The following is a 25,495-nucleotide window of genomic DNA, read 5'->3' as shown; positions in this document are numbered from 1 at the left end:
GGAGGGCAATGTGCAAGTGCTGCGCCGTGGAAATGCTTGGCCGGGCAGAGAGCCATATAGGGCGCGCTCATCCGGCGAAAAGGCTGTTCCCGGAAAGTTGTTTCTTCGCGGCTCTGACCGTTCACCGGAAATGGAACCATCGCGCTGTTTCCGCCGTTACCGAGGCATGGGTGACAGTGCGGCGCGATCCGCTCGCAGTCTTCGTGTCGTCCATCGAACCGGACGGAATCGCCGGTCAAAATTTCCCAACCCAATGGGCTCAATTCAACAAGGATAGGTATCATGACATCCAAGCTTGACCAACTTCGCGCTATGACGACGGTCGTGGCCGATACCGGTGACATCGAGGCGGTTGCCCGTCTAAAGCCGGTCGACTGCACGACCAATCCCACCATCGTCCTGAAGGCGCTGGGCACGCCGATGTTCGCCGACGCGATCAAGGAAGGCGTCGCCTGGGGCAAGAAGCAGGGTGGCACGCCGGATGCAGTTGCCGCTGCGGTTGCCGACCGTCTGGCGATCTCCGTTGGCTCCGCGCTGTCCGGCCTCGTTCCCGGCCGTGTTTCGACCGAAGTTGACGCCGACCTGTCCTTCGATACCGAAGCATCGCTCGCCAAGGCCCGCGCCATCATCGCCGCCTACAAGGAGCGCGGCATTGAGCGCGACCGTATCCTGATCAAGCTCGCTTCCACCTGGGAAGGCATCCGTGCCGCGGAAGTGCTGCAGAAGGAAGGCATCGACTGCAACCTGACACTGCTCTTCAGCAAGGCTCAGGCCGTCGCCTGCGCCGACGCCAAGGTCTTTCTGATCTCGCCCTTCGTCGGCCGTATCCTTGACTGGTACAAGAAGTCGACCGGCAAGGACTACACCCCGGAAGAAGATCCGGGCGTTCTGTCCGTTCGCGAAATCTACAATTACTACAAGGCCAACGACATCAAGACGATCGTCATGGGCGCCTCCTTCCGCAGTGCTGCCGAAGTCGAAGCTCTGGCCGGTTGCGATCGCCTGACGATCAGCCCGAACCTGCTCGACGAGCTCGCCAAGGACGAAGGCAAGCTGGAGCGCAAGCTCTCGCCGGAAAACAAGACCTCCGTCGCCAAGATCATCGTCGATGAAAAGACCTATCGTTGGCAGATGAACGAAGATGCAATGGCGACCGAAAAGCTCGCCGAAGGCATCCGCGCATTCGCCAAGGACCTCGGCACGCTTCGCGCCATGGTCAGCAAGGAACTGCAGCTCGCCGCTGCATAAGCAGTTGGACTGAGATGAACAAGGCGCGGCTACCGAAGGGTGGCCGCGCTTTTTCTTTGGCTGTGTCTAGTCGGCGCTGATTGCGAATTCCGCCCGGATCTTCTCTGAGCCGCTGCCGATCGTCGGGGCGGCGAGATCGTTTTTATGGCGCTGGCCATTGACGCGGATCGGGCTTGCCGTCGTGCGAACGGAAATGCCGTCGTCGCGGGTCACGGTTTGCAGCATGTCGAGCTGGCGGAAGGCGGCAGTTTCGAGCAGCTGCGGCCAATCCAGCACTTCCGTCGTCCAGATATCGGCGGGCTCGAGGATGGCGAGCCATTCTGCCACCGTCTTCTGATGCAGGCGGATGGCAATCAGGCTCTTGATCTCGTCGCGCAGGGAAAAGGCTTCGTCCGGCGTGTAATCGGCAAGTGCGGGCAGGTCGAGCAGCGGCGCTAGTTTTGGTAGCGGCGTCATGGCGAGCGCCAGCCAGCCGTCGGCGCAGTGATAGACGCCGTAGGGGGCCGAGAGATAGGCGTGGGCATTGCGTACCGAGGACTTTTTCGGCAGGCGGCCACCGTCGTTGAGATGGGTCGTCAGCACCTCGAACTGAAAATCGATCATCGCTTCAAGCAGGCTGGTTTCGACATGGACGCCGTGACCGGTGACGCTGCGCCGCACGAGGCCGGCGAGAATGCCCTGGACGATGAGATTGCCGGCCAGCATGTCGGCGACCGCGAGGCCGAAGGGCACCGGGCCGTCATCGGCCTCGCCATTCAGCCACATGGCGCCGGAGCGGGCCTGGGCGAGCAGGTCTTGTCCTGGAAAATGCCGCCATTCATTGTCCGGGCCGTAGCCGGTGATGCTGCCATAGACGATGCGCGGATTGATCGCGGTGACTGAGGCATAGTCGAGGCCCAGGCGCTCGATGACCCCGGGGCGAAAATTCTGGATGATGACGTCGGCCTTTTCGATCAGCACCCTGAGGTCGCCTAGATCGCCCTCGTCCTTCATGTTGATCGCGAAGCTTTCCTTGCCGCGATTGATGGCGTGGAACAGCGTCGAGTCGCCGCCGATCTCGGTATCACTGAGATAGAGCCTGCGACAAAGATCGCCGCCGTCGGGGCGCTCCACCTTGATCACCCGCGCGCCGAGATCGCCGAGCCGAAGTGCTGCCATCGGCCCCGCCAGGAACTGGCTCATATCGAGCACCACTATGCCGGCAAGCAAACCCTCATTCTGTTCCTCGGTCATCTCAGCCCTTCAATTCAGGAGCGTCGGCGGGACGGCCGTCCTTGTAGCGCACGGTTTGGATATGCTCGCAGTAAAGAACCAGCTCGCCTTCGCCCTTGAAGACCTCATAGGACGAGCGGATCAGCCCGAGATCCCGGTATTTCGGCTGCTTATCCAGGTTGGTACGGATGGTGTAGATCGTGTCGCCGATGAAGGTGGGCTTGATGAAGCGCAGCCTGTCATAGCCATAGGAAAAGGCGTTGATACAGTTGGTGGCAACCAGCCCGAGGCCGGCGGAGAAGACGAAAGCGCCGGCCACCAGTCGCTTGCCGAACAGGCCTTCCGTCTCGGCAAAAATCTGGTCGCTGACATAGGGGTGCATGTCGAGCACCAGGGCGTTGAACTGCTGGGATTCACCTTCGGAGATCGTGCGGCGCAGCGAGCGGATCTTGTGGCCGATCTCAAAATCCTCATAGAACCAGTTTTCCGAGTTCCAGACGGGGATATCGGCATGGCCGGCCGGCATGGTCTTCGGATGGGTGCTGGAAATGCCGACGGTGGCAGTCATGGCATGGGCTTTCGGTGATGTTGCCGGGCGCTCAGAGAGACCAGAGACGCTTGGCGTTGCGCTGATAGAGCCGGGCGCGTTCGTCGGCGCTTGTTCCTTGCATCAGCGCATGCGTCGCGGCGACCCAGGTGGAGAGGCCGCCACCCAGCGTGCAGACCGGCCAGTCGCTGCCCCAGATCACGCGATCCCAGCCGAAGCTAGCGATCGAATGCTCGACGAAGGGCTGCAGCCTGTCGACGGTCCAGCTGTCTGGATCGGCATAGGCGACGATGCCGGAAATCTTGACGACGACATTCGGGCGCCTGGCAATCGCGGTTATTCCCGAGGACCAGACCTCGCTGAGCTGCTTCTTGATCGCGGGCACGCCGCAATGGTCGAGAATGAACTGAACGTCGGGATTGAGGTCGGCGAGCGCGATTGCCTTGGAAATCTGATGCGGCAGCACGCAGAGATCGAAGGTGAGGCGGGTGCCGGCAATCCGTTTCAGGTTTTCGCGGAAGAGCGCACCTTCGGAAACGTCATCCGGCACGACATGCAGCACGCGACGGAACCCCTTGACGAAGGGGTCGGCGAGCACGCGCTCCAGATAGGCGGGAAAATCCTTGCTTTCGGGGCGGCAGGCGGCGATGGCGCCGCGGAGCAGGCTGCCGGGCTTTTGACTCAAGCCTTTGACATAGTCCGTTTCCCGCTCGATATCGCTCTCTGCGACATCGACTTCCATATGCAGTGTGTCGGTAATCCCGCAGCGATGCGCTTCGCGGGCATAGTCCTCGTAAAGGTTGTCGCGGTTTAGCGCGCCGGCCCCTTCCAGCCAGGGATATCCAAGTTTCTCGCGGTCGACGATGTGCAGGTGGCTATCGAAAAGCATGGCGATCCTCCCATCATGCTGGCCAACATATACTCACAGAAGAATAGTTTATTCAAATAAAAATTATAGCTCGCTGGTATCCACTGTGCCGACCACGGTTTCGGAAATCTGCTTCGCCGCTTCCCGCACATAGTCGATGACCTGATCATAGGTTGGCGCGTTGGGATTGACCGGTTGGATATAGGGGCAGGTGAGTGCGGCCAGCGCATTGCCGTCCATGGCCAGGATCGGCGCGGAGATATTGCGCACGCCGTTGGTCTGCAAGCTGTCCATGGTCTCGAATCCCTTGTCGCGGAGTACCCGCAGCCTGTCGTCGAGATCGGCCGGTGGTTGGTCGTTCTCCTCGTCCTGCTGGCGGCGCTGCTCGTTGATCATCATCTGGCGCTGCTTTTCGTCGCGGAAGGCCAGCAGGATATGGCCGGAGCCGGTGTTGAACAGGTTAATCTGGGCGCCGACGCGGATCGAGATGCCCCAATAGGTCGGCGAATCCTGCTGGGCGATGACCACGACGGAGCCGCGATCGAAAATCGCCAGATGGCAGGCCTGTTCGGCGCGGTTGGAGAATTCGCGCATCAGCGGCGTGGCGAAGGAAACGAGCCGGCGCACCGGCGCGTGGTAATGCGCCAGGCCGAAGAGCTTGAGCGTCAGATAGAAGCGGTCGCCGTCCTGCCGCTGCACGTAGCCGCGCCGCACCAGCCGGTCGAGCATGCGGTAGAATTCGTTCGGGCTCTTGCCGAGCGCCTTGGCGATTTCCGCCTGTGTCAGCCCGCCATCGATGCGCGCCAGCAGCTCCAGAATATCGAGGCCCTTGTCCAGCGCCGGGGCGCGATATCGATCGCTCTCGTCTTCAATGGTCACGGCGGGCCTCTCATCAATGAACATGAATCATCATTCATATGTGAATGATTGCGATTTGCAAGCGCCGTTGATCCCGGCTTGACGGCCAATGAATATGATGTTTACATATAAATCAATGATCCATATTTGGGTCGTAAGGGCGATCGGACGGGGAGTCCGGTTCTTTAGGGAGGAATGACGATGAGGAATTTGAAGGCCGGTCTTGCCGCCGGCATATTGGCATTGCTCGCGAGCACCGCGGCTTTTGCCGCCGACCTGCCCGGCAAGTTTCCGGGCGTGACGATCGATGCCAAGCTGATCGGCGGCCAGCAATATGAGCCGCTCTATGCGCGCATTACCGAGTGGGAGAAGGAGACCGGCGCCAAGGTCAATATCCTCTCCAAGAAGAACCATTTCGAGCTCGACAAGGAAATCAAGTCGGACATGGCGTCGGGCGATATCTCCTGGTGTGTCGGCTCGAACCACTCGTCCTTTGCGCCGCAGTATCCCGACTTTTATACCGATCTCGGCAAACTGCTGCCGAAGGAGGAGATCGCCCAGTTCGTCGATTCGACGATTGGGGCATCCACCATCGACGGACGGCTGATCATGCTGCCGCGCGCGCAATTCGACGTTTCGGCGCTCTACTACCAGAAGAGCCTCTATAGCGACGAGGCGAAGAAGACGGCGTTCAAGGCCAAGTACGGCTACGATCTCTCGCCGCCGAAGACCTGGAAGGAAGTGTCGGATCAGGCGATTTTCTTTGCCAATCCGCCGAATTTCTTCGGCACGCAATTCCCCGGCAAGGAAGAGGCAATCAACGGTCGCTTCTTTGAAATGCTGGTTGCGGAAGGTGGCGAATATCTCGACAAGGACGGCAAGCCGGCCTTCAATTCCGAAGCCGGCGTGCGCGCGCTCGACTGGTTCGTGAACATGTACAAGGCGAAGGCCGTTCCGGTCGGCACGACCAACTATCTCTGGGACGATCTCGGCGCCGGTTTTGCCTCGGGCACCGTCGCTCTCGATCTCGACTGGCCGGGCTGGGCGACCTATTTCAATGATCCGAAATCCTCGAAGGTTGCCGGCAATGTCGGCGTCGTCGTGCAGCCCGTCGGTTCGTCCGGCAAGCATACCGGCTGGTCCGGCCATCACGGCTTCTCGGTGACCGAGGCTTGCGCTCACAAGGACGCGGCTGCCTCGCTCGTCTGGTTCCTGACCAATGACGATTCGCAGAAGCTCGAAGCCGCCAACGGCACGCTGCCGACCCGCAAGGCGGTCTGGGAATGGGACATCCAGCAGGCTGCGTCCGATCCCTACAAGAAGGAAGTGCTGAGCACCTTCCAGGAATCGATGAAATACGCCTTCCCGGTTCCGCGCACGCCGCAGTGGATCGAGATTTCCAACGTCGTCTATCCTGAGCTTCAGGCCGCCATCCTCGGCGACAAGACCTCCAAGGAAGCGCTCGACACGGCCGCGCAAAAGGCGACCGACGTCCTGAAGGATGCCGGTTCGCTCTGATCGATGCAATCAGGTCCCGCGCCCGGAAACGGGTGCGGGATGTCTTTGAAAAATGCCTATGACCTGCGCCTTTTTGGGGCTGGTCTGTCCGGCCGGACGTCAATCCGGCCTCTCGGCCCCACGTAATCGCATTTCACGCAGTCAGGGCCACGCTGCTGAGGAATGCCGACAGGTGCAAACCATGTTCAAGAAAATATCCCCACCGGTCCTGCTGCTTCTTCCAGCGATCATCGTGCTTGTGGCGGTGGTGCTGTTTCCGCTGCTTCTGTCCTTCTATTCCAGCTTCACGCCGTTTCGCCTGACGCGGCCGTCGACGCTCTTCACCTTCATCGGTCTGCGCAACTACATCCGCATTCTGACCGATCCGGTGTTCCTGGCGGCGTTCGTGCGGACCGTCGTGCTGCTGACGATCGCGCTCAATCTGGAAATGCTGCTCGGCCTCGGCCTGGCGCTCCTGGTCAACAAGGCGACCCACGGCAAGCGCATCCTGCGCACGCTGATGATGTTCCCGATGATGTTTTCGCCGGTGCTCGTCGGCTTCCAGTTCAAGTTCATGTTCAACGACAATGTCGGCGTCATCAACAATGCCTTGCAGTCGCTAGGTATCACCAATGATGCCATTCCGTGGCTGATCGACGGCAATCTGGCGCTGTTTTCGATCATCGTCGCGGAAGTCTGGTCGTCCACCTCCGTCTTCGCCATCCTCATCCTCGCCGGTCTGTTCGCCATGCCGCAGGAGCCGGTGGAGGCCGCGAAAGTCGATGGCTGTACGGGCTGGCAGACCTTCCGTTACGTTACCTGGCCGTTCCTGATGCCCTTTGCCTTCATCGCCATGACCATCCGTTCGCTCGACGTCGCCCGCGCCTATGACATCGTCAAGATCATGACCGATGGCGGCCCGGCGCGGCGCACGGAGCTTATCTGGACGCTGGTCGGGCGCACGGCCTATGCCGACGCGCAAATGGGTCTCGCCAACGCTATGGCCTATGTCTCGATCCTCCTGTCGATCGCCTTCACAGTGTATTTCTTCCGTAAGCTGGCGCTTGCCCGCACCCAGATCGGAGCGGAGTGGTAATCATGGATCGCAACACCGAACAACGCCTGCGCCGCCGCATCGGAAAAGTCGCCTATCTCTTTGGCCTTTTCATCGCGATGCTCATCATCTGCCTGCCGGGCTTCTGGATCATCCTGAGTTCTCTGCGCCCGACGGTCGAGATCATGGCGAAACCGCCGGTCTGGATCCCGCAGGAACTTTCGCTCGAAGCCTATCGCGCCATGTTCAGCGGCGCGGGGCAGGGTGGCATTCCTGTCTGGGATTATTTCCGCAATTCGCTGGTGATCTCCATCACCTCGACCGCCATCGCGCTCATCATCGGCATGTCCGGCGGCTATGCCTTCGCCCGCTTCCGCTTCACCGGCAAGTCGACCGTGTTCCTCGGCCTGATGCTGACGCGCTCCGTGCCGGGTGTCGCCCTCTCGTTGCCGCTGTTCATGGTCTATGCGCGGCTCGGCATCATCGACACGCATTTCGGCCTGATCCTTACCTATGTCGCGCTGAACGTGCCCTTCACCATCTGGCTGATCGACGGCTTCTTCCGGCAGGTGCCGAAGGATCTCGCGGAAGCCGCGCAGATCGACGGCTGCACGCGCTGGCAGGCCTTCTGGCAGGTGGAGTTTCCGCTCGCCGGCCCCGGCATCGCGTCCGCCGGCATCTTCGCCTTCCTCACCTGCTGGAACGAATATGCGCTGGCCTCGCAGCTGACGCGCTCGGTCAATTCCAAGACGCTGCCGGTCGGCCTGCTCGACTACACGGCCGAATTCACCATCGACTGGCGCGGCATGTGTGCCCTCGCCGTGGTGATGATCGTTCCGGCGCTCGCACTTACATTCATCATTCAGAAGCATCTGGTGTCAGGTCTGACATTCGGTGCGGTCAAAGGTTGATCCCATGGCTCAGGTCTCGCTCAAAAAACTCGTCAAGCGCTACGGTGCCCTGGAAATCGTCCACGGGATTGATCTTGATATCAAGGACAAGGAGTTTATCGCTCTGGTCGGGCCGTCAGGCTGCGGCAAGTCGACGACGCTGCGCATGATCGCCGGTCTCGAGAACATCTCCGACGGCACGATCGAGATCGGCGATACCGTCGTCAACGACCTGCCGCCGCGTGATCGCAATATCTCCATGGTGTTCCAGTCCTATGCGCTTTATCCGCACATGACCGTGCGCGAGAACATGGGCTTCTCGCTGAAGATTGCCAAGCAGCCACAGACGGAGATCGACCAGCGCGTGAACGAGGCGGCTGCCATCCTCGGCCTCGATACGCTTATGGATCGCCGCCCGGCGCAGCTTTCCGGCGGCCAGCGCCAGCGTGTCGCCATGGGCCGCGCCATCGTCCGCCAGCCCGAAGTCTTCCTCTTCGACGAGCCGTTGTCGAACCTCGACGCCAAGCTGCGCACGCAGATGCGCACCGAGATCAAGAAGCTGCATGCCAAGGTGCAATCGACGGTGATCTACGTCACCCATGACCAGGTGGAAGCGATGACGCTTGCCGACCGCATCGTCATCATGCGTGACGGCTATATCGAGCAGGTCGGCACGCCGGACGAGGTGTTCAAGCGCCCGGCCACCCGCTTTGTCGCCGGCTTCATCGGCTCGCCGCCGATGAATATCGAGGAGGCACTGGTGTCTGCCGGCGCGCTTGTGTTCGAGAATGGCGACAGGCTGCCGTTGCCGAGCCAGTTTACGGACCGGGTGAAGGATGGCGAGAAGGTCGCCTTCGGCCTGCGCCCGGACGATATTTTCCCCACTGGCCACGGCCTGCATTCCGGTCCAGAGGCAGCGGTGCATGAGGTGACGCTGCCCGTCTCCATCACCGAGCCGCTCGGCAACGAAACCCTTGTTTTCGTCGAATTCGGCGGCCGCGAATGGGTGTCGCGCATGCTCAATCCACGCGGCCTGAAAAGCGGCGAGCAGCTGAAGATGAGCTTCGATCTCAGCCAGGCACATCTCTTCTCCATCGAAACCGGCAAGAGCCTGGCGCTCTGAGCGAGGGAGGCGAGATATGGCCCGCATCGAGAAAATTGAACTGCGCATGGTCGACCTACCGCCGAAGGTAAAGCGGACGGATGCGATCCAGAGCTTCGTCAGCCAGGAAACGCCGATCGTCACCATCACCGATTCAGATGGCGCAGTCGGCACCGGCTACAGCTATACGATCGGCACCGGCGGTTCGTCGGTGATGCGGCTACTGTCGGATCATCTGGCACCTCTGTTGATCGGCGAGGATGCCGATTGCATCGAGGCGATCTGGCACAAAATGGAGTTTGCCACCCACGCGACGACCATCGGTGCGATCACGGCGCTGGCGCTCGCCGCTGTCGATACCGCCCTTTGGGACCTGCGCGCCAAAAAGCAAAGCCTGCCGCTCTGGAAGCTCGCCGGCGGTGCCAGGGATCGTTGCCCGCTCTATACGACCGAGGGCGGCTGGCTGCATATCGACAGGCAAGCCCTGGTCGAGGACGCCTTGCAGGCGAAGGCCAAGGGCTTCTCAGGCTCGAAGGTGAAGATCGGCAAGCCGCATGGCTCGGAGGATTATGATCGTCTGTCGGCCATGCGTCTGGCGCTCGGGTCCAGCTTCGAGATCATGACCGACTGCAATCAGGGCTTTACCGTCGATGAGGCAATCCGCCGGGCTGCGCGGCTGAAGGAGCTCGATCTTGCCTGGATCGAGGAGCCGCTGCCGGCCGACGATCTCGATGGCCATATTCGCCTGACCCGCTCGACGCCGACGCCGATCGCGGTTGGGGAATCCATTTATTCGATCCGGCATTTCCGCGAGTACATGCAGAAAGGCGCCTGCTCGATCGTCCAGGTCGATGTCGCCCGCATCGGCGGGATCACGCCCTGGCTGAAAGTGGCGCATGCGGCGGAAGCCTTCGACATTCCCGTCTGCCCGCATTTCCTGATGGAACTGCATGTCAGCCTCGTCTGCGCCGTGCCGAACGGGAAATATGTCGAATATATCCCGCAGCTCGACGATCTAACCACCAAGGGCATGGAGATCGTCGACGGCAAGGCACTCGCACCCTCTGAGCCGGGCATCGGCATTGCCTGGGATTGGGAAGCGGTGAAGGCGCGTTCGATCAGCGAGTTCACCAGAGAGATTCACAGCTGAGGGAGGACACGATCATGCAGCGCATGGGAATGGTGATCGGCCTGGAGCCGTCGAAGATCGAGGAATACAAGCGCCTGCATGCGGCCGTCTGGCCCGAGATCCTGGCGCTGATCACCGACTGCAACATCACCAACTATTCGATCTTCCTGAAAGAGCCGGAAAACCTGCTCTTCGGCTATTGGGAATATGTCGGTACGGATTTCGAGGCCGATATGGCCAAGATGGCGGCGAGCCCGAAGAACCAGGAATGGTGGTCGGTTTGCATTCCCTGCCAGAAGCCGCTTGAGACCCGCAAAGAGGGCGAGTGGTGGGCGATGATGGAGGAGGTGTTTCATCTTGATTAGACATCGGAACGCGCGGGTGGGGGTGATGCTCGGGACACGCATGCCGCTCTTCGTCGCGCCAGGAGGGATCACCCCACCCCGGACCTTTGGTCCGACCCTCCCCCCTCAAGGGGAGGGTGTAATGACTTTCGATCCCCAATCCCTCCGCCAATGGTGGCCCAAGCCCAATGCCCCGCGTCCCATCGTGATCTTCGGCGCTGGCAGCATCGTCGGCGATGCCCATTTGCCGGCCTACAAGAAGGGCGGCTTTCCGGTCGTAGGTCTTTACGATCCGAATGCGGAAAAGGCGCAGGCCTTGGCGGATCAATGGGGCATCCGGGTTTTCACGACCGAGGCCGAGGTGCTGGCTGTTGAAGGGGCGATCTTCGATCTGGCGACGCCGCCCGCCGCCCACGCCGCCATTCTTGCCAAGCTGCCGCGCGGTTCCTTTGCTCTGATCCAGAAGCCGATGGGCGGCGATCTCACCGGGGCGACGGAGATACTTAGGGTCTGCCGCGAGCGGGACATCAAAGCGGCGGTGAATTTCCAGCTTCGCTTCGCGCCGATGATGCTGGCGCTTCATGATGCGGTCGAGAAGGGCTATCTCGGCGAGGTCATCGACTTCGACGCCTGGCTGGCGCTGGCGACGCCGTGGGGGCTCTGGCCGTTCCTCAAGGGGCTACCGCGCATCGAGATCGCGATGCACTCGATCCACTATCTCGATTTCATCCGTGGCCTGCTCGGCAATCCCAAGGGCGTGCATGCCAAGACTATCGGCCATCCGAACCATGAGATGGCGCAGACGCGCACGGCCGCGATCCTTGATTATGGCGACAGGGTGCGCTGCGTGCTCTCTGTCAATCACGATCATGATTTTGGCCGTAAGTTCCAGGCTTGCGAGTTCCGCATCTCGGGAACCAAGGGTGCGGCCTATGTCAAGCTTGGCGTCAATCTCGACTATCCGCGCGGCGAGCCGGACGAGCTATGGATTAAGCCTGATGGTGGCAGTGAGTGGGTCGAGGTGAAGCTCGAAGGCGCCTGGTTTCCGGACGCTTTCGTCAACCGCATGGCCAATCTGCAGCGCTTCGCCTCGGGCGAGGACAAGGTGCTGGTCGGCTCCGTTGAGGATGCCTGGCAGACCATGGCGCTGGTCGAGGCCGCTTATCAGTCGAGTGCCGCTCCGGCGACGCCGATTGCCGAACTTCCGAAGGTGTAAGTCATGGCCGAACAGACAATCTATTTCGAAGACTATGAACTCGGCCATGTCAGGACGACGACCGGGCGGACGATCACCGAGACTGATTTCGTCGTCCATGCCGGCCATACCGGTGATTTCTTTCCGCATCACATGGATGCGGAATTCGCCAAGACCCTGCCCGGCGGTCAGCGTATCGCGCATGGCACGATGATCTTCTCGATCGGCGTCGGGCTGACGGCCTCGCTGATCAACCCTGTCGCATTCTCCTATGGCTACGACCGGCTGCGGTTCATCCGGCCGGTGCATATCGGCGACACGATCCGCACGCGGGTGACGATATCGGCGAAAGAAGACGATCCGAAGCGCCCGGTGTCCGGTCGCGTTGTCGAGCGCTGCGAGGTGCTCAATCAGCGCGACGAGGTCGTGCTCGCCGCCGACCATATTCTGATCGTCGAACGCAGGGCGGCAGGCTGATGGTGAAGCTCAAGGGAATGACCTGGTCGCATCCGCGCGGCTACGACCCGATGGTGGCCTGTTCGAAGCTTTGGTTGGAAAAGACCGGTGTCGAGATCGCCTGGGAGAAGCGTTCGCTGCAGGAATTCGAGACCTTCCCGGTCGAAGAGCTTGCCGCCGCGTATGATTTGATCGTCATCGACCATCCGCATGTCGGCCAGATCACCCGCGAGAATTGCCTGCTGCCGCTTGATGATGCGGAGCATGTGGACGAGCTTGCGGCAATCGCCGCCGGCACGGTCGGCCGGTCCTATCCGAGCTACCATTGGCAGGGCCGGCAATGGGCCTTCCCGATCGACGCGGCAACGCAAGTCCAGGCTTACCGACCGGATCGGCTGAGTGGGCCGATCACCGATCTCGCCGAGATCATTTCACTGGCTGAGAAGGGCAGGGCGATCCTGCCGATGCGCTCGCCGCATGTGCTGATGACCTTCTTCACGCTGGCGGCGCATCTCGGCACGCCCTGCGGCATTGAGGGACCGGAGTTCATCGCCAGGGCGGATGGCGAGGTCGTGCTCGACTGGATGGCGCGGATCCTCAGAGGGATGGATCCCAAATGCTATGACATGGACCCGATCGCCGTGTTCGATCTCATGGGCGAGCCGGATAGCCGTTATGATGTTACGCCTTTCATCTACGGCTATGTCAGCTATTCCTTCGCAGGATTCCGCTCGGCGCGTATCGCCTTTGCCGATATGCCCGTGATCGATGGCAGATCGTCCGACGGTTCCGCACTTGGAGGTACGGGGATCGCCGTTTCGGCTGGGACGGCGGCGCCGGAGGAGGCCAAAGCCTTCGCGCGGTGGATCGCCAGCGGGCCGGTGCAGGCGGGCCTCTACGCCGAAAGCAATGGCCAGCCGGGTCACGCCGATGCCTGGGTCAGCGATGCGGTCAACGCGTCGGCGCTCGATTTCTACCGTCATACGCGGGCTACCCTTGAAGGCGCTTATGTCCGGCCGCGCCATGATGGCTATATGGCGTTTCAAAGTGAGGCTTCGGAGATTATTACCCATGGACTGCGCACCGCCGAGCGGCATACAGTCCTCATCGACAAACTCAACCGGCGCTTCGCGCAATCGTTTTGAGGCTAGAGTGAAGCGGCTCTAGCTATCTGTTTTCGCTTGTTCTTATCCGGAGACAGCCTTGGGCTTCTCCGGATCGGAATCAAGCCATGGAGGAAAGGATCAGGATTATGGGTCACGGATTGGAAGGCAAGAAGGTCGTCATCACGGCGGCGGGGCAGGGCATTGGTCGGGCGACGGCGGAGCGCTTCATTTCGCTCGGCGCGCATGTCTACGCCACCGATATCAATGAGCAGACGCTCTCGACGCTGGAAGGCGCCAGCACGCATGTGCTGAACGTGCTCGATAGTGCTGCGGTCAAGGCTTACGCTAGTGAGATCGGCCCGATCGACGTGCTCTTCAATTGCGCCGGTTTCGTGCATGCCGGCACGATCCTCGACTGCGAGGAAAAGGACTGGGATTTCTCATTCAATCTCAATGCCAAGGCGATGTACACGACCTGCCGCACCTTCTTGCCGGGCATGCTGGAAAAGGGCAAGGGCTCAATCGTCAACATGGCGTCGGTCGCCTCCAGCGTGAAGGGCGTGCCGAACCGTTTCGCCTATTGCGCCTCCAAGGCCGCTGTCATCGGGCTTACCAAATCGATCGCCGCCGATTTCGTCTCCAAGGGCATCCGTGCCAATGCCATTTGCCCCGGCACGGTCGACAGCCCTTCGCTGCATGATCGCCTGCGCGCCACCGGCGACTACGAAAAAGCGATGGCCGATTTCATCGCCCGCCAACCGATGGGCCGGATTGCGAATGCCGAGGAGATCGCCGCGCTGGTAACCTATCTCGCCGGCGACGAGGCGGGCTTCACCACCGGCCAGATCCACGTCGTCGATGGCGGCTGGACGGCCTGAGCGCCATCTTCCTTCGGATCGGAGGCTCCGCATTGCGGGGTCTCCTTTTATTTGCCACTCTCATCGGCGAATCGGCGTCTGAGAGACGATTTGCAATCTGGAGAATGGCATGGGCGTGAACGGACAGCTGCATCGTTCTAGAAGCCTCGTGCTGCTGCGCAAGCATCAGGTAATTCTAGTTGCCATTGCGATCGGAGTAGCGGTTTTCCTGCTTCTGACCTCACGCACCGTGAATGCGAGCAATATGCTCATCGCCTGGGATACGACCGCCGTCACCTATATCCTCTACAGCTTGTACCGTATGTTAACGGCCGATGCGCGTCGTATCCGCCAGCGTTCCGCCGATCTTGATTTCTCGGATGCATTGCTCTTGTTCCTGTCGATCGCCGCGGCGGTCGCCAGCATTGGTGGCATCGCCCTGGATCTGCTGGGCATCAAGGATGCACCGCCCGAGGTGGCGTTTTTCCGCGTCGCGATGGCGATCGTGACGATCCTGATCTCCTGGGCGTTCCTGCACATTCTTTTCACCATCCACTACGCGCACCGCTTTTATGGCGGCCCGGGCAAGGGGGAGGGATTGGTGTTCGCCGCGCCGGTGGAGGAGCCGATCTATTGGGATTTCCTCTATTTCTCCTTCACCATCGGCGTTGCCTCCCAGACCGCCGATATCGGCGTTTCCTCGGTCAGCATGCGCAAGCTGGTGCTGCTGCATTCCATCCTGTCGTTCCTGTTCAATACGACAATCCTGGCGTTGGCGATCAATGTCGGGGCGAGCCTGGTATAAGGCTCGCCCTCGGATCACTCGCTCGTCACAGCACCATGTTGCCGGCCGTGACCGCCATGATCAGGAACAACAGGAAGACGATCAGGAAGATGGCAAAGAGCACACGGGCAATCTTTGCCGTTGCGGCCGAAACGCCGGAAAAGCCGAAAAAGCCGGCGATCAGGGAAATCACGAAGAATATAATGGCCCATTTCAGCATGGGGAAATCTCCTCTGCATTGCGTTCAGTAGAGACGCATGAAACGGGAAATTGTTCCGCTGCCGTTTTGATCGAGGAGTGAAGGCTGTGCTGCTCTACAGGAGCCCACCTCGCCCGCGAAGGCGAAATGGGATCTGTGTATGCCGCACCAGCCGGCTCTTCGCTTTGGCTCAGGGCGTTCGTCGCTGCAATCGACCCTCTGGGTCGATTGCTTCGGTTGCGCCGAACCGCGCCTCACTCCTACCCATGATTGATCATCACATGCCGGACGGCGGTGTAGTCCTCCAGAGCGTAGACTGACATGTCCTTGCCGTAGCCGGATTGCTTGAGCCCGCCATGCGGCATTTCGTTGACCAGCATGAAGTGGGTGTTGATCCAGGTGCAGCCATATTGCAGGCGGGCGGCGGTCTGCATGCCACGGCTGATGTCCTTGGTCCAAACGGAGGAGGCGAGGCCGTAGTCGCTGTCATTGGCCCAGGCGACGGCGTCGTCGGGATTGGTGAAGCGGGTGACGGAGACGACGGGGCCGAAGACTTCGCGGCGAACAATCTCGTCGTCCTGCGTCGCGCCGGCAACGATGGTCGGAGCGTAGAAGAAGCCTCGGTCGCCGGACGTCTTGCCGCCGGTGGTGATCTCCATGTGCTTGTGTTCGGCGGCGCGGGCGACGAAGCTTTCGACGCGGTCGCGCTGGCGCTTGGAGATCAGTGGGCCGATTTCGTTTTCGGTGTCGTCGGCCAGATTGAACTTGATGCTGGAGACGGCGGAGGTGAGGTCGGCGACGAAATTATCGTAGACCCTGGCGTCTGCATAGATGCGGCAGGCTGCGGTGCAGTCCTGGCCGGCATTGTAATAGCCGAAGGTGCGGATGCCGGCGACGACGGCGTCGATATCGGCATCGTCGAAGACGATGACCGGGGCCTTGCCGCCGAGTTCCAGATGCGTGCGCTTCACTGTCTTGGCGGCGGCCTGCAACACCTTCTTGCCGGTGGCGACATCGCCGGTGATCGACACCATGCCAATCTTCGGATGGTTGATCAGCGCGTTGCCGACGCTCTCGCCACGGCCGAGGATAACGTTGACGACGCCTTCGGGAAGGATATCCGCCAGCAGCTTCGCCATCTTAAGTGCCGTCAGCGGCGTCTGTTCGGAAGGTTTGAAGACGACGGTGTTGCCGCCGGCTATGGCCGGCGCCAGCTTCCAGGCCATCATCATCAATGGGTAGTTCCAGGGGGCGATGGAGCCGACGATGCCGATCGGATCGCGGCGGATCATCGAGGTGTGGCCGGGCAGGTATTCGCCGGCGACCGGGCCATGCAGGTTGCGCACCGCGCCGGCGAAGAAGCGATAGCAATCGACGATGGCGGGGATCTCGTCATTGAGCACGGCATTGATCGGCTTGCCGCAGTTGAGCGCTTCCAGCGCTGCAAAGCCCTCGGCATCTCTTTCAATGGCGTCGGCGATCTTGAGGAGATAGGTGGAGCGCTGGCCGGGCGTGGTCTGCGACCAGCTCGTGAACGCCTTTTCGGCAGCGTCGACGGCGGCGTCGATCTGACCGAGTGACGCCTCAGGCAGGTTGAGCACGGTTTCGCCGGTCTTTGGGTTGAGGATATGCTCTTCCGTTTCCGTGCCCGCCTCGAAGCGGGAGCCGATCAGCATTTGGATGTCCATAATAATCTCCCTTTATTTGCCGCCGCCGGCGATCTGGTCGCCGTCGCGGGTAAGATAATAGGCTGCCAGGATTGGCAGGAAGGTGACGAGCACCACGACCATGGCGACGACATTGGTGACGGGGCGCTGGCGCGGGCGAATGAGCTCCTGCAGCATCCAGATCGGCAGCGTCATTTGCTGGCCGCCGGTGAAGGTGGTGACGATGACCTCGTCGAAGGACAGCGCGAAGGCGAGCATGCCGCCGGCCAGCAGCGCCGTGCCGATATTCGGCAGGATAACATGGCGGAAGGTCTGGAAGCCATCGGCGCCAAGGTCCATCGAGGCCTCGATCAGCGAACCGGAGGTGCGGCGGAAGCGGGCGACGGCATTGTTATAGACGACCACGACGCAGAAGGTGGCGTGACCGAGAACGATGGTCCAGACCGAGAAGGGAATGTCGAACAGGCTGAAGGCCGATCGCAGCGCGATACCAGTGATGATGCCGGGGAGCGCGATCGGCAGGATGACCAGCAGCGAGATCGCCTCGCGGCCGAAGAATTTCGTCTGGCTGACGGCGGCAGCGCAAAGCGTGCCGAGCACCAGGGCAATGGCGGTGGCGATGGTTGCCACCTGCACCGACAGCGCCAGCGACGACCAGACATCCGGCCGGTTCCAGGCAATGCCGAACCATTGCAGCGTGAAGCCGGGTGGCGGCCACTGATAGCTCTTTTCTTCCGTCGTGAAGGCATAGACGAAGATCAAGAGGATCGGCAGATGCAGGAAGAGTAGGCCGCAGCCGGCGGCGGTCTTCAGGGGCAGGGAGGCGCGTTGGCCGCGATCAGAGCGCATCGAAGGCCCCCTGTTTCTTGGCGATCCAGAGATAGATGGCCATGATGACGATCGGCACCACCGAGAAGGCGGCGGCGAGCGGCACATTGCCGGCCGTGCCCTGCTGCGCATAGACCGCCTGGCCGATGAAGAGGCGCGACGAGCCGATGATCTGCGGGATGATGTAGTCGCCGAGCGTCAGCGAGAAGGTGAATATCGAGCCGGCGACGATGCCGGGGAGCGCCAGAGGCAGCAGCACCGTGCGGAAGGTCTGGTTTGGCATGGCGCCGAGATCGGAGGAGGCTTCGAGCAGATTGGTGGGCACGCGTTCAAGGGCGGCCTGTGTCGGTAGGATCATGTAAGGCAGCCAGATGTAGACGAAGACAAGGAAGGTGCCGATATAGCTCACCGACAGCGAGTTGCCGCCGATGATGGGCAAGGCAAGCACGCCATCGAGCAGCCAGCCGAGGTAGAGCTTGCCGAAAAGCCAGGTCAGAATGCCTTCCTTGGCGAGGATCAGCTTCCAGGCATAGACCTTGACGAGGTAACTCGACCAGAGCGGCAGCATCACGCCGAGATAGAACAGCGCTTTCCATTTCCCCTGCGCATAGCGCGCGGCATAATAGGCAATCGGGAAGGCGACGAAGGCGGAGGCAATGGTCACTAGCGCCGCCATGGTGACGGTGCGGACGATGATGTCGAAATTGGCGGAATTCAACAGCTGCGCATAGGTCGCGAGCGTGAATTCATAGTTCACCATTCCGGAGAAATCGTCGATCGAGAAGAAGCTTTGCAGCAGCAGCGCGATCAGCGCGCCGATATAGATGATTCCGAGCCAGAGCAGTGGCGGCGTCAGCATCAGGAAGAGGAAGAGCTTCGGGCGGCGCCAGAAGAGATCCGAAAGGCGGCCGAAGAAACCGCCCCGGCTTGGCAGTATCGATGTGGGCGCAGGCGCGGCGGTGGTGATGCTCGCCATCGTCATGCCGCGTCGTCCATATAGTGCACGTCGGCAGGTGCCCAGGCGAGGCGGACCGAGGCGCCGGTTTCCGGGATCGGCTGGCCGGCCGGCACGGTGACATGTAGCCGTGTGCCTTGCGTTTCAACGGAGAGGCGGGTGGCGGCACCAAGGAAGTTGGTTGCCTGCACAGTGGCGGCAAGGCCGGCACTATCGCCAACACGGATAGCCTCGGGCCGCAGGCTCGCCCAGCGTCGTTCGCCGCCAAGCGATGACATGATCTCGGGCGCGATCACATTGGAGGAGCCGACGAAATCGGCGACGAATCTGGTCTTCGGCCGCTGATAGATGTCGTGTGGCGTGCCCTCTTGCACGATCTTGCCATTGTTGAAGACGGCGACGCGGTCGGCCATGGACAGTGCCTCGCCCTGGTCGTGGGTGACGAAGACGAAGGTGATGCCCAGTGCGCGCTGCAGGCTCTTCAACTCCTCCTGCATCTGCTCGCGCAGCTTCAGGTCCAATGCGCCGAGCGGCTCGTCGAGAAGGAGGACTTTCGGCTTGTTGACGAGCGCGCGGGCGAGCGCCACGCGCTGCCGCTGGCCACCGGAGAGCTGGCCGGGGCGGCGGGCGCCGTACCCCGGCAGTTTCACCATTTCCAGTGCCTGTTCGGCGGCGCGCAGACGCTCCACTTTGCCGATGCCCTTGACCATCAGCCCGTAGGCGACGTTGTCGAGGATGTTGAGGTGCGGGAAGAGGGCGTAGTCCTGAAACACGGTGTTGACGTTGCGCCGGTAGGGCGGCACGCCCTCGGCGGTCTCGCCGAAAATCTCGATATGGCCGCCGCTCGGCTGCTCAAAGCCGGCAATCAATCTCAGGCAGGTGGTCTTGCCGGAGCCGGAGGGGCCGAGCATGGCGAAGAATTCGCCGGGCGCGATCTCCAGATCGACGCGGTCGACGGCGCGGACCTGGCCGAAATGGCGCGATACCTGCTGGAAACGAACGGCGGTCATTGGGGTGCTCCAAGGATATGCAGAGATGATAGGGCGCATATTTCCATCTTGCCCTCTCCCTTCGGAGGGGGCTCGGCGAGGCGACGAGGGGCTGTGGATGCCGCTCCCCTCATCGTCCCGGCGGGATCGCCACTCCTTGCGATGGAGAGACGATCGCCGTGATCGGCGTGAGTTATCTGCCCCCAATCACGCCGATATAGTCGGAAACCCAGCGATGGTAAGGCACGCATTCGCTCTCGCTCGTGCACTTGGCGACCGGGGTTTTCCAGAACTTGATCTTGTCGAAATGCTCATAGCCGTTGGTGGCGCAACCGCTGTCGGTGAGCAGTTCGTTGCCTTTGCAGGCGGCGGGAACCGAGGGCACGGCACCGAACCAGGCGGCGGCGTCGCCCTGGACCTTGGCTTGCAGCGAGTGTTCCATCCACATATAGGCGCAGTTCGGATGCTCGCTGTCGACATGCAGCATGGTGGTATCGGCCCATCCGGTCGCGCCTTCGTCGGGGAAGGTCGAGGCGATCTTCTGCTTGTCGGCCTGCAACAGGTTCACCTGGAACGGCCAGGAGCCGGAGGCGACGACGCCTTCGTTCTTGAAATCGTCCGTCTGGATCATGGCGTCATGCCAATAGCGGCTGACCAGTTTGCGCTGGCCGCGCAACAGATCGAGAGCGGCCTTGTACTGGTCTTCGTTGAGTTCGTACGGATCCTTGATGCCGAGTTCCGGCTTGTGGGCCATCAGGTAGAGAGCGGCGTCGGCAATATAGATCGGGCCGTCATAGGCCTGGACGCGGCCCTTGTTGGACTTGCCGTCCGGCAGGGTCATTTCCTCGAAGACGACATTCCAGCTCTTCGGTGCCTGATCCTTGAAGGCGTCGGTATTGTACATCAGCACGTTCGGCCCCCAGAGATAGGGTATGCCGTAGTGAACGCCGTTGACGGTATGCCAAGGCGCATTCTTCAACCGGTCGTCGAGATTTTTCCAGCTCGGGATCAGATCCGTGTTGATCGGCTGGACGCGCTTACCGGCAACGAGCCGCAGCGATGCGTCACCGGAAGCGGTGACGAGGTCGAAGCCGCCTTCGTTCATCAGCGCCACCATTTCATCCGATGTCGCGGCGGTCTTGACGCTGACCTTGCAGCCGGTCTCTTTCTCGAAGCCGGTGACCCAGTCGTAACTCTTGTCGCTTTCGCCGCGCTCGATATAGCCGGCCCAGGCGACGATGCTCACGGCTCCTTCGCCCTTGCCAAGCGTCTTCAGCGGCTCGGCGGCGATGACCTGCGTGGCGAAACTTAGGCATGCGAGTGCAGCCGTGCATGATTTCAGCAAATGCTTCATCGGAGTCTCCCGGTTTTTGAGCCTTGATATTATGGAGCCAGTGGCTGGCTTTTGTTCCCGGAAGAAAAGGTGACCCGATTTCGCCGCATTCGCAAATTCATTTATCAGAAAGGCGATATCGGAAATTCCGATTCCAAAAAGTTCCATCATGTGGCGGAGAGGGAAAGGGGTTCTCCATCCATTCGGTATGATCGAAAAAATATAAAATAAGTTGTCGACTCCCGACAACGCCAATCGTCCTAGTGAACGGAGTTAGCCGCAATGCGCCGGCGCGGATCTCTGCCCTATAGTGCCGGCATGTATGGAGGTACAATTGACTAAAGTAAAAGTTGCTGGGTTCAGTGTCTCGCTTGATGGCTTCGCTGCGGGTATCGATCAGAGTTTAGATCGGCCGCTTGGTTTGCGAGGCGAGGAACTTTTTCAGTGGTTTTTCCCGACGCGGGCGTTTCGTCAGATGCTCGGAAAAGACGACGGAGAAACGGGCCTAGATGATCGGTTCGGCCAGCGCGCGATGGAAGGTTTCGGTGCCTTCATCCTTGGCCGTAACATGTTTGGGCCTATTCGTGGGGAATGGCCGGACGATCAATGGAAAGGCTGGTGGGGCGACAATCCGCCTTATCACGCACCGACTTTCATACTGACACATTATCCCAGACCATCAATCGAGATGCTCGGTGGGACGACATTTCACTTTGTCACAGGTGGCATTGATGAGGCGTTGCAAAAGGCGCGCGAAGCGGCAGGCGTAAAAGACATCAAGATTGGCGGCGGTGCCGAGACTGTGAGGCAATATGTTCAGGCCGGCCATGTCGATGAAATTCACCTTGCTTTTGTCCCCACCGTGCTTGGCCAAGGAGAACCGCTCTTCAACGGCATTGATCTCCATGCTCTGGGATACCGGACAATCGAACATGTTCCGACAGATCGAGCCACGCATATTGTTCTCGCGAAATAGAGTTGGAGATTGAGAGGCTATGGCGCTATCGCTGCCGCCCCGAGCGCATGCTCTCGGCGACGCCGACGAAATCGCGGGCGGCCTGCGGCAGGCTGGAGCCCTTGCGCCAGACCATGCCGACCTGGACGACCGGCAGTGAGCCTGAGACGTCGCGGCTCTCGATGCGATCGCCCTCCAGCGACCAGGGGCGGTAGACGAGGTCCGGCAGTAGCGCGACGCCTGCACCGGTGGCGACCAGACTGCGCACCGCTTCCACGGAGCGGGTGCGGAAGGCGACATGCGGGCGGGCGCCGAGCGCCGTCAGCAGCTTGCCGGTGTTTTCCTCGATCTCGTCGATGGTGAGCATGATCAGCGGTTCGCGGGTAATGTCGGCGACGCTGATGATATCGGCGGAAACCAACGGATGGCCCATGGGCAGCCAGAGGCGATAGGGCGATGTCTCGATGATTTCGGCCTGTAGTGCCATGCGGTCGCGCAGGTTGGAAATGACCATGACGGCGACGTCGAGCTCGCCGCCGACCAGAAGATGTTCGAGATAGCCGCCATTGTCCTCAATGGCGCTGACCTCGACGCCGGGGCAGACGCGGCGATAGCGTGCGAGCAGGTCGGACAGCACATAGCCGGCGACGAGTGAGGTGACGCCGATGTTCAAGGTGCCGCCGGTCGCATTCTGCTGACCGGAAAAACTGGTGCGGGCGTCGGAAACGGTCGAGAGGATCTTCGTTGCGTGGCGCAGGAACTGGTGGCCGTTATGGGTGATGGTAAGCCCGCGCGGGTGGCGGTCGAACAGCTCGACGCCGAGATCGCCTTCCAGTTCTTTCACGGCTTCGGTAACCGAGGATTGCGAGATCGATAGGTTTTGCGCGGCGCGGGTGACCGAGCCCTGTTCCGCCACGGCGACGAAATATTGAAGCTGTCTCAAGGTGAACGCCATGTCCCGGTTAGAGCATGGCCGCGCGGTGCAAGGCAAGGACCGGCGTCGGCCTGAAAGGCTTGGACCTTTTTTGGTAAAAGCAGCGAGAGCGGGACAAGTTTCATTTCTGTTTTAAGCATTCCGAAACGCCGCATCCCTAACGTGAGGGCTAATCATCTTGTCGTGCTGGAGTGCTTTATGCTGGAGCAGTTGGCGTGAGCGCCTTACTGCATATGTTCCGGTCCCCCCGGAAGCTTGTCGTCCTCATCGGCGGAGTGGCCTTGTTGATAGGCTCCTCCGGCGCTTTCGCGCTTTATCTGGGCAAGGACAGGCTTCAAGGTTTTGCTTCGGCCTCTCCAAATGGCTTGGAATGCAGCAATGTCAGCCTCATCACCATCCGCAAGGAAAACCGCTTCTGGGTACGTAAATATATCCGAACCGACCCGACGGACGGGCTGACGCGCGTGAAAACCGCGCTTCGGGTCGCCAAGGCCGTCTATGAAGAGCAGAAGCCGGATCTGGTTCAGGTGGTGGTTCTCGACAGGAACGGCCCGATCTTGCGATCCGATATTCGCGGACGGGCGCTGGGCGCCGATGTCGTCTATGCGCCGCATCCCGATAAGGTTGCGGGTGGCGCCGTTGAGGCGCCGGTCACCGCGCGTTATTACAATGGCGATGCGAGCGCCCAGGGCCTGTTTTACGGCGAGCAGATCAATATGCTGCCCAACGATATCGACGAGACACTGGCGGCGCTAAAGAATTATAACGATTGCGATAATCCGCTGGCCGCCGAGAACGACAAGGGTGGCGACGCCAAGACGGACAAGCGTAAGGCAGCGGTGGCCGCGGAAGAAAAGGCAGCGGCGAAGGAAGCCGCCCATGCCTCGCCCAAGCAGCGCGAACCGGCAACGACCGGCAACGTGCCGCCTGAGACAGACAAAGGCGCCGAATTCATCGGCGTCGACGCCACCGACCCGAATGCGGGACCATCGCCGGGTGTCGACCCGACGATGACGGGCGCCAGCAGCCGGCGGTCGCCGGTGACGAACTGAGCCGGGCTAACGTCGCTGCTTCGGACCGAAGATAAAAATCCTCAATCCGCCAGATGCTTTTCGCCGATGGCCTGATAAAGCGCGAACAGTGCCTCGTGAACATTGCCGGCGAGACGGTAGAATTCCGGATCGGCGAGGATGGCGGGGTGTTGCAGCAGGTGATCGTCGGTCATGTCGAGCATGAGCGATGCTGTGTGCATTGCCTCGTGGCAGCCGAAAGTCCCCGGCGCGAACTGAGACAGGTCGACATCGCCGATCTCGGCAAGATCGGCCAGCCGCTGCTGTTCATTCTCGGTATCCGCGGTCGAGTTGTCTTTGTCGGTCATGGATTGGCACCTTTGATTTGCGGGCGGCGAAGATGTCGCTGCGATTGGCGGGACTTATACGCCATCTGGAGGCAATGGCCACCTGTAACCGCCATTGGTTCAGAGGTTCTCCGAGGTCACGGTCAGAAAGCGCACCGGCTCCGCGCTGACCTCGACATCGATCAGGCCCAATGTCTTCAACATTAGGTCGATCGATCGGCGCGCCTGGATCTCCGGCGCCTGATCCAGCACGATCGACAGGATGCCCTGGCGCAGGTAGCCGCGTGTCTGCTCAGTCAGTTCATGGCCGACCCAGAAGATCCCTCGCTGCCGGTGTTGCCGGAGAACGGATGCGACGGCGACATTGTCGCCGCCTGCGCTGTAGACGCCGATGATCGTCGGGTCGCGGTCAAGCGCGGCGCGCAGCAATTCCATCGCATTGTGCTCGTCGTCGAGATCGAACATCACCTCGGTGAAGGTGTGGGCGTTCGAGCCTTGTTCGGCGAGATAGGCGGAAAACCCGCGAATGCGTTCCTTGTGGTTCTCGTAAGCGCCGCTGTGGCAGAGCGCCACGAAGGAACCAGTCTGTCCGGCCAGCATACGTGACATATAGTAGGCGGCCGTGCGACCGGCGGCGTAATTGTCGATACCGACATAGGGTAGCTCCGGCGCCGGGCGGGTCATGATCTGGACGACGGGAATCCCGAGGTCGCGTGCTTTTCTGACGCTGGTGACCACGTCCGGATGGTCGGGCGCGACAACGATCAGCGCCGATCTGCGGACTTTCGGATTGGCGATGTAGTGCGCGAAGTCCGCCGGGTCGTTTTCCCGGGCAAAGGTGCGGTGAACGACGATACCATGGTCGAGCGAGGCAGCGATGCGCTCGAAGGCCTGGTTCATCCGCGAATAGAAGCTGGTTTCCGGCCGCACCAGGATCACCTCGATGCGGATGAGGCCGCGATGGGCGTTCGAGAGCGCATGCCGGTAGTTCAGCCTTTTGGCGGCGAGAAACACCTTTTCCACGGTTTCGGGCCTGACGCCACCACGGCCGTTGACGACGCGCTCAACCGTGGCCGTGCCGACGCCGGCCTCTTCCGCCACATCCTTCAAGGTGACTTTCGTCATCCCACT

The 25,495-nt window shown here is 61.0% G+C and carries 27 protein-coding genes; 14 read left to right on the top strand and 13 right to left on the bottom strand.

Annotated features, from left to right (window positions below; genetic code table 11):
* Positions 1–282 precede the first annotated feature (282 nt).
* Positions 283–1,248 carry a transaldolase gene (tal, locus tag HB780_RS22290; protein WP_183696687.1) on the top strand — a complete coding sequence of 322 codons (966 nt, stop codon included), beginning with the start codon at positions 283–285 and terminating at the stop codon, positions 1,246–1,248.
* 66 nt (positions 1,249–1,314) lie between these two features.
* Here the strand turns inward: tal and HB780_RS22285 are convergent, their stop codons facing one another.
* The 4 genes from HB780_RS22285 to HB780_RS22270 all read right to left on the bottom strand — a co-directional run bounded on the left by HB780_RS22285 (position 1,315) and on the right by HB780_RS22270 (position 4,778).
* A complete protein-coding gene (locus HB780_RS22285; protein ID WP_183696685.1) occupies positions 1,315–2,481 on the bottom strand; it encodes a CaiB/BaiF CoA transferase family protein in 1,167 nt (388 codons plus the stop codon).
* A gap of 1 nt (position 2,482) precedes the next feature.
* A complete protein-coding gene (locus HB780_RS22280; protein ID WP_047525024.1) occupies positions 2,483–3,028 on the bottom strand; it encodes a MaoC family dehydratase in 546 nt (181 codons plus the stop codon).
* Between the two features lie 31 nt (positions 3,029–3,059).
* On the bottom strand, positions 3,060–3,896 hold the full coding sequence (locus tag HB780_RS22275) for an amidohydrolase family protein (RefSeq protein ID WP_183696682.1): 837 nt from the start codon (positions 3,894–3,896) through the stop codon (positions 3,060–3,062).
* Between the two features lie 63 nt (positions 3,897–3,959).
* Positions 3,960–4,778, bottom strand: coding sequence for an IclR family transcriptional regulator (locus HB780_RS22270; RefSeq protein WP_183696679.1), 819 nt, complete (start codon positions 4,776–4,778; stop codon positions 3,960–3,962).
* Positions 4,779–4,934: 156 nt separating this feature from the next.
* Here HB780_RS22270 and HB780_RS22265 point away from each other — a divergent pair, with 156 nt between their 5' ends.
* The 11 genes from HB780_RS22265 (at position 4,935) to HB780_RS22215 (ending at position 15,168) form a co-directional block, all read left to right on the top strand.
* Positions 4,935–6,251 (top strand): ABC transporter substrate-binding protein, encoded by a 1,317-nt coding sequence (locus HB780_RS22265; RefSeq protein ID WP_183696676.1) that lies wholly within the window; start codon positions 4,935–4,937, stop codon positions 6,249–6,251.
* Positions 6,252–6,432: 181 nt separating this feature from the next.
* Positions 6,433–7,326 (top strand): carbohydrate ABC transporter permease, encoded by an 894-nt coding sequence (locus tag HB780_RS22260; RefSeq protein WP_183696673.1) that lies wholly within the window; start codon positions 6,433–6,435, stop codon positions 7,324–7,326.
* A gap of 2 nt (positions 7,327–7,328) precedes the next feature.
* A complete protein-coding gene (locus HB780_RS22255; RefSeq protein ID WP_183696669.1) occupies positions 7,329–8,195 on the top strand; it encodes a carbohydrate ABC transporter permease in 867 nt (288 codons plus the stop codon).
* Between the two features lie 4 nt (positions 8,196–8,199).
* The gene (locus tag HB780_RS22250) at positions 8,200–9,297 is read left to right on the top strand and encodes an ABC transporter ATP-binding protein (RefSeq protein WP_183696666.1); all 1,098 of its coding nucleotides are present in this window, start codon (positions 8,200–8,202) and stop codon (positions 9,295–9,297) included.
* A gap of 16 nt (positions 9,298–9,313) precedes the next feature.
* Positions 9,314–10,426 (top strand): mandelate racemase/muconate lactonizing enzyme family protein, encoded by a 1,113-nt coding sequence (locus HB780_RS22245; RefSeq protein WP_183696662.1) that lies wholly within the window; start codon positions 9,314–9,316, stop codon positions 10,424–10,426.
* Positions 10,427–10,440: 14 nt separating this feature from the next.
* Complete coding sequence (locus tag HB780_RS22240) at positions 10,441–10,770, top strand: L-rhamnose mutarotase (RefSeq protein ID WP_183696660.1); 330 nt, start codon at positions 10,441–10,443, stop codon at positions 10,768–10,770.
* Positions 10,771–10,891: 121 nt separating this feature from the next.
* Positions 10,892–11,965 carry a Gfo/Idh/MocA family protein gene (locus tag HB780_RS22235; protein WP_183696657.1) on the top strand — a complete coding sequence of 358 codons (1,074 nt, stop codon included), beginning with the start codon at positions 10,892–10,894 and terminating at the stop codon, positions 11,963–11,965.
* Between the two features lie 3 nt (positions 11,966–11,968).
* Positions 11,969–12,421, top strand: a complete 453-nt coding sequence (locus HB780_RS22230; RefSeq protein ID WP_183696654.1) for a MaoC family dehydratase — start codon at positions 11,969–11,971, stop codon at positions 12,419–12,421.
* Entirely contained in the window at positions 12,421–13,545 is a 1,125-nt protein-coding gene (locus HB780_RS22225) for an extracellular solute-binding protein (protein WP_183696651.1), read from the top strand. The genes HB780_RS22230 and HB780_RS22225 overlap by 1 nt, the downstream gene beginning before the upstream one ends.
* Positions 13,546–13,652: 107 nt before the next feature.
* A complete protein-coding gene (locus tag HB780_RS22220; RefSeq protein ID WP_183696648.1) occupies positions 13,653–14,384 on the top strand; it encodes an SDR family oxidoreductase in 732 nt (243 codons plus the stop codon).
* A 109-nt stretch (positions 14,385–14,493) separates the two neighbouring features.
* Entirely contained in the window at positions 14,494–15,168 is a 675-nt protein-coding gene (locus HB780_RS22215) for a DUF1345 domain-containing protein (RefSeq protein ID WP_183696645.1), read from the top strand.
* A 25-nt stretch (positions 15,169–15,193) separates the two neighbouring features.
* Here HB780_RS22215 and HB780_RS22210 read toward each other — a convergent pair whose 3' ends face one another.
* From HB780_RS22210 to HB780_RS22185, 6 genes are all read right to left on the bottom strand, one after another.
* A complete protein-coding gene (locus tag HB780_RS22210) occupies positions 15,194–15,367 on the bottom strand; it encodes a DUF1328 domain-containing protein (protein ID WP_183696641.1) in 174 nt (57 codons plus the stop codon).
* Positions 15,368–15,606: 239 nt separating this feature from the next.
* Entirely contained in the window at positions 15,607–17,034 is a 1,428-nt protein-coding gene (locus tag HB780_RS22205; RefSeq protein WP_183696638.1) for a gamma-aminobutyraldehyde dehydrogenase, read from the bottom strand.
* Positions 17,035–17,046: 12 nt separating this feature from the next.
* Entirely contained in the window at positions 17,047–17,862 is an 816-nt protein-coding gene (locus HB780_RS22200; RefSeq protein WP_007700687.1) for an ABC transporter permease, read from the bottom strand.
* A complete protein-coding gene (locus HB780_RS22195) occupies positions 17,852–18,823 on the bottom strand; it encodes an ABC transporter permease (protein ID WP_183696635.1) in 972 nt (323 codons plus the stop codon). The genes HB780_RS22200 and HB780_RS22195 overlap by 11 nt, the downstream gene beginning before the upstream one ends.
* Positions 18,820–19,806, bottom strand: coding sequence for an ABC transporter ATP-binding protein (locus HB780_RS22190; RefSeq protein WP_183696632.1), 987 nt, complete (start codon positions 19,804–19,806; stop codon positions 18,820–18,822). Before HB780_RS22190 ends, HB780_RS22195 begins: the two co-directional genes overlap by 4 nt.
* A gap of 172 nt (positions 19,807–19,978) precedes the next feature.
* Positions 19,979–21,139 carry an ABC transporter substrate-binding protein gene (locus HB780_RS22185; RefSeq protein ID WP_183696629.1) on the bottom strand — a complete coding sequence of 387 codons (1,161 nt, stop codon included), beginning with the start codon at positions 21,137–21,139 and terminating at the stop codon, positions 19,979–19,981.
* 313 nt (positions 21,140–21,452) lie between these two features.
* Between HB780_RS22185 and HB780_RS22180 the strand changes: the two genes are divergently transcribed.
* Positions 21,453–22,094: a dihydrofolate reductase family protein gene (locus HB780_RS22180; protein ID WP_183696626.1), complete on the top strand. Its 642-nt coding sequence runs from the start codon at positions 21,453–21,455 to the stop codon at positions 22,092–22,094.
* A 25-nt stretch (positions 22,095–22,119) separates the two neighbouring features.
* On the opposite strand, the gene HB780_RS22175 is transcribed toward HB780_RS22180, so the two are convergent.
* Positions 22,120–23,028 carry a LysR family transcriptional regulator gene (locus HB780_RS22175; protein WP_183696623.1) on the bottom strand — a complete coding sequence of 303 codons (909 nt, stop codon included), beginning with the start codon at positions 23,026–23,028 and terminating at the stop codon, positions 22,120–22,122.
* A gap of 194 nt (positions 23,029–23,222) precedes the next feature.
* Here HB780_RS22175 and HB780_RS22170 point away from each other — a divergent pair, with 194 nt between their 5' ends.
* Entirely contained in the window at positions 23,223–24,059 is an 837-nt protein-coding gene (locus HB780_RS22170) for a hypothetical protein (protein WP_183696620.1), read from the top strand.
* Positions 24,060–24,100: 41 nt separating this feature from the next.
* On the opposite strand, the gene HB780_RS22165 is transcribed toward HB780_RS22170, so the two are convergent.
* Entirely contained in the window at positions 24,101–24,385 is a 285-nt protein-coding gene (locus HB780_RS22165) for a hypothetical protein (protein ID WP_183696617.1), read from the bottom strand.
* A 99-nt stretch (positions 24,386–24,484) separates the two neighbouring features.
* Positions 24,485–25,489, bottom strand: a complete 1,005-nt coding sequence (locus HB780_RS22160) for a LacI family DNA-binding transcriptional regulator (protein WP_183696614.1) — start codon at positions 25,487–25,489, stop codon at positions 24,485–24,487.
* Positions 25,490–25,495 lie beyond the last annotated feature (6 nt).

The organism is Rhizobium lusitanum (genome assembly GCF_014189535.1).
Taxonomy (GTDB): Bacteria; Pseudomonadota; Alphaproteobacteria; order Rhizobiales; family Rhizobiaceae; genus Rhizobium; species Rhizobium lusitanum_C.
The sequence above is the reverse complement of the archived record's forward strand: the minus strand, read 5'-3'. Positions and strand labels throughout refer to the sequence as shown.